Origin of the sequence: Streptomyces sp. KLMMK, from assembly GCF_036961605.1 — a bacterium.
Classification (GTDB): domain Bacteria; phylum Actinomycetota; class Actinomycetes; order Streptomycetales; family Streptomycetaceae; genus Streptomyces; species Streptomyces telluris.
Map to the genome: position 1 here is coordinate 1 of NZ_JBAMDC010000445.1, position 4,846 is coordinate 4,846.

1 protein-coding gene is annotated in these 4,846 nt (G+C 76.5%); it reads right to left on the reverse strand.

Going from position 1 to position 4,846, the window contains the following annotated elements; all coding sequences use genetic code 11:
- The coding region (locus tag V7793_RS33255; protein WP_336013431.1) for a type I polyketide synthase at positions 1-4,846 on the reverse strand (4,846 nt) is incomplete at both ends.

Consider the following 4,846-nt stretch of genomic DNA (forward strand, 5'->3'; position numbering starts at 1 on the left):
CGAGCGAGCCGGCCATGCCCGAGGCGGTGTCCCACAGGCCCCAGCCCAGGGACAGGGCGGGCAGCCCGGCCGCGCGCCGCCGGGCCGCGAGGGCGTCCAGGAAGCCGTTGGCGGCCGCGTAGTTGGCCTGGCCGGCGGCCCCCAGGGCGGCAGCGGCGGAGGAGAACAGCACGAAGGAGGCGAGACCGAGGTCCCGGGTGAGCTCGTGCAGGTTCCAGGCCGCGTCGGCCTTGGGCCGCAGGACGGCGTCGAGGCGGTCCGGCGTCAGCGACGGCAGCAGGCCGTCGTCCAGCACGCCGGCGGCGTGCACCACCGCCGTGAGCGGATGCGCCTCCGGTATCGCGGCGAGCAGCGCGGCCAGAGCCTCGCGGTCGGCCGCGTCGCACGCGGCGACGGTCACCGTCGCGCCGAGCTCGCGGAGGTCGCCGAGGTCCCCCGGGGCGCCGCCGCGGCTGCTCAGCACCAGGTGCCGCACGCCGTGTTCGGTGATCAGGTGCCGGGCGAGCAGCCGGCCGAGGCTGCCGGTGCCGCCCGTGATGAGCACGGTGCCGTCCGCGTCCGCACCGGTGAGGGCGGGGGCGGCGCCGGGCACCGGGGCGGCCGGGGACAGCCCGGGGACGTACGCCCTGCCCGCGCGCACGGCGAGTTCCGGTTCTCCTGCGGCCACCGCCGCGGGGAGGGCGGCCCGGGAGGCCGGGTCGTCGTCGAGGTCGACGAGCGCGAGCCGGCCGGGGTGTTCGACGGCCGCGGACCGCACGAGGCCCCAGATCCCGGCCTGGGCGAGCCCGGGCGCGCCCTCCAGGTCGACCGCTCCCCGAGTGACGACCACCAGCCGCGCATCGCCGGTGGACTCGTCGGCGAGCCGCTCCTGGAGCGTGGCCAGCATCGTGTGCAGGGTTTCCCGGGCGGCGGCCGGGGCGTCCTCGGCCGTGGGCTCCGGGGCGAACAGAACGCTCCCGGGAAGGGTGGCGGCCGCAGTGGGCAGCGGCACCGGCTTCCACGACAGTTCGTACAGGTCTCCCGGCGCCGGGGCGGCCGCGTTCAGCTGTTCCGTGGTCACCGGCCGGATGCGCAGCGAGGACACCGCGGCGACCGGCGAGCCCGCGCCGTCGTAGAGGTGCAGGCCCATCCGCTCGGTGCCGTACGGGGTGAGCCGCAGCCGTACCGCCGAGGCGCCCGCCGCGTGGAGCGACACGCCCTCCCAGGCGAACGGCAGGGTCATCAGCGTCGGGTCCTGGCCGTCGACCAGGTCGATGGCGTGCAGCGCCGAGTCGAGCAGCGCCGGGTGCAGCCCGAAGCCGGTCGTCTCCGCGCCCCCGGGCAGGACGAGTTCCGCGTAGACCTCCTCGCCGAGCCGCCAGGCGGTGCGCAGGCACCGGAACAGCGGGCCGTAGCCGTAGCCCTGTTCGGCCAGGTGGTCGTAGGTGCCGGTCACGTCGACGGGTACGGCGCCCGCGGGCGGCCAGGCGCCGAGCGCCTCGGGCTCGGCCGCGGGGGCGGGGGCGAGGACGCCGGTGACGTGCCGGGTCCAGGCCTCCCCGGCGCCCTCGGGGCGCGCGTGGACGGTGACCGTCCTGCGCCCGGTCGCGTCGGGTGCTCCGGCGACGACCTGGAGTTGCACCGCGCCCTGCGCGGGCAGCGCCAGCGGCCGCTCGACGGTGAGTTCCTCGACCACGCCGCAACCCGTGCGGTCCCCGGCCTGGAGGGCCAGTTCGACGAAGGCGCTGCCCGGCAGGAGGACCACTCCGGCGACGGCGTGGCCGGCCAGCCAGGGGTGCGTCTCCAGCGCCACCCGGCCGGTCAGCGCGACGGCGTCGTCGTCGGCCAGCCGGATCTCCGCGCCCAGCAGGGGGTGGTCCGCGGGCGTCTGCCCGACCCCGCCGGCCCCGGCCGGTGCGGCCGGCTCGTCGTCGAGCCACAGCCGCTGCCGCTGGAAGGCGTACGTGGGCAGGTCGATCCGGCGGGCGCCGGCCGCGGCGAAGACCCGCTCCCGGTCCAGGGGCACCCCGCGGACCTGCAGCGTCGCCAGGGCGGTGGCCAGAGCTACGGGTTCCTCCCGGTCGCGGCGCAGCACGGGGACGAACAGCGACCGCTCGGCGTCGTCCACGCACTGGGCACCCATGGTGGAGAGCACCGCGTCGGGCCCGACCTCCAGGAAGGTGCGGACGCCCGCCGCCTCCAGGGTGCGGACGCCGTCGGCGAACCGGACGGCCTCGCGGGCATGGCGCACCCAGTACCCGGGCGAGGTCAGCTCCTCGTCCGTGGCCTGGACGCCGGTCAGGTTGGAGACGACGGGCACGGACGGCGGCGCGAACCGCAGGCTCCGCGCGACCTCCTCGAACTCCCCGAGCATCGGCTCCATGCGCGGCGAGTGGAAGGCGTGGCTGACCCGCAGCCGCTTCGTCCTGCGGTCGCCGAAGGCGGCGCCGACGGCTGCCACCGCGTCCTCGTCGCCGGACACCACCACGGCGCGGGGCCCGTTGACGGCGGCGATGCCGGCGCCGTCGACCAGGTGCGCCCGCACCTCCTCCTCCGTCGCGTCGACGGCCAGCATCGCGCCGCCGGCGGGCAGCGCCTCCATGAGCCGTCCCCTGGCGACGACCAGACGGGCGGCGTCCTCCAGGGTGAGCACGCCCGCGGCGTGGGCCGCGGTCAGCTCGCCGACGGAGTGACCGGCCAGGAGGTCCGGCCGGATCCCCCAGGCCTCCAGCAGCCGGAACAGGGCGGTCTCGACGGCGAACAGGGCGCTCTGGGTGTACACCGTCCGGTCGAGCAGGCCGGCTTCGGCAGCGTCCGGCCCGGCGAGGACGATCTCGCGCAGCGGGCGGTCGAGGTGGGCGTCGCAGTGGCGGCACGCCTCGTCGAACGCGGCCCGGAAGACGGGGTGCTGCGCGTACAGCTCCCGTCCCATCCCGGGGCGCTGGGCGCCCTGCCCGGTGAACAGGAAGGCGACCTTGCCGGCGACGGGCCTGCCGCGCACCACTCCCGGCGCCGTGGTGCCCGCCGCCAGCGCGGCGAGGCCCGTGGCGAGTTCGTCCCGGTCGCGGGCGACCACGGCGGCCCGGTGGCCGAGGGAGGCCCGGCCGGTGGCCAGGGAGAAGGCGAGGTCGTGCAGGGGCGCGTCCTGGACGGCTGCGAGGCGTCCCGCCTGGGCCGCGAGGGCTTCCGGGGTGTTCCCGGACAGCAGGACGGGCAGCAGGGGCGCCCCGGCCCCGGGCGCGGCGGTCTCCGCGCCACCGTCACCGGGCTCCGCGGCCGGGGCCGGGCCCGGCGCCTCGATGATGGTGTGGGCGTTGGTGCCGCTGATGCCGAACGAGGAGATACCCGCCCGGCGCGGACGGCCGTCGGCCTCCGGCCACTCACGCGCCTCCGTCAGCAGTTCGACACTGCCCGCCGTCCAGTCCACCTGCCGCGAGGGCTCGTCCACGTGGAGCGTGGCGGGCAGGACGCCATGGCGCATGGCCAGCACCATCTTGATGACCCCGGCGACGCCGGCGGCGGCCTGCGTGTGACCGATGTTCGACTTGACGGACCCCAGCCACAGCGGCCGTTCCGCCGGCCGCTCCTGCCCGTACGTGGCGAGCAGCGCCTGAGCCTCGATCGGATCGCCCAGGGTGGTACCGGTGCCGTGCGCCTCCACCACGTCCACGTCAGCCGTCGAAAGGCCGGCGTTCTCCAGCGCCTGCCGGATCACCCGCTGCTGGGACGGGCCGTTGGGCGCCGTCAGGCCGTTGGACGCGCCGTCCTGGTTCACCGCCGAACCCCGGACGACGGCCAGCACCTCGTGCCCGTTGCGCCGCGCGTCCGACAGCCGCTCCAGGAGCAGCATGCCGGCGCCCTCGGAGAGGGCGGTGCCGTCGGCGCCGTCCGCGAAGGACTTGGCCCGGCCGTCCCCGGCGAGGTTGCGCTGCCTGCTGAAGTCCACGAACGTGTCCACGGTGGACATCACGGACACGCCGCCGGCCAGGGCCAGGGTGCACTCCCCCTGACGCAGGGCCTGCACCGCCAGGTGCAGGGCGACCAGCGACGAGGAGCACGCGGTGTCCACGGTGAGGGCCGGGCCCTCCAGGCCCAGGGTGTAGGCGACCCGGCCGGAGGCGACGCTGCCGAGGCTGCCGTTGCCGAGGTAGTCCCGTACGGACTCGGGTGCTTTGGCGAGCCTGCTGCCGTAGTCGTGGTACATCACGCCGGTGAAGACGCCGGTGCGGCTGCCCCGTACCGCGTGCGGGTCGATGCCCGCGCGCTCCAGGGCCTCCCAGGAGGTCTCCAGCAGCAGCCGCTGCTGCGGGTCGGTCGCGAGGGCCTCGCGCGGCGAGATGCCGAAGAAGTCCGGGTCGAAGTCGGCGGCGTCGTGCAGGAATCCGCCCTCGCGGGTGCTGCACCGGCCGGCCTTGCCCGGTTCGGGGTCGTAGAGGCCGCCGAGGTCCCAGCCGCGGTCGGCCGGGAAGGGCGACATGCCGTCCCCGCCGTCGGCCAGCAGGCGCCACAGCTCCTCGGGGGTGGTGACGCCGCCGGGGTAGCGGCAGCTCATGGCCACGATCGCGATGGGCTCGTCCGTTCCGTCGGCCGCCGCGGCGGGTACGGCCCCGGCCGCGTCCGGGGCGTCGGGGCCCATCAGCTCGGCCTTGAGGTGGCCTGCCAGTGCGGTGGAGTCGGGGTAGTCGAAGACGAGGGTCGCGGGCAGCCGGAGGCCGAGCGCGCCGGAGAGGCGGTTGCGCAGTTCGACCGCGGTCAGCGAGTCGAAGCCGATCTCGCGGAAGGCGCGGCGCGGGTCGAGGACCATGTCCGCGTCGTGGCCGAGGACGGCGGCGACGTGGGTGCGGAGGAGTTCGAGGAGCAGCGCGTC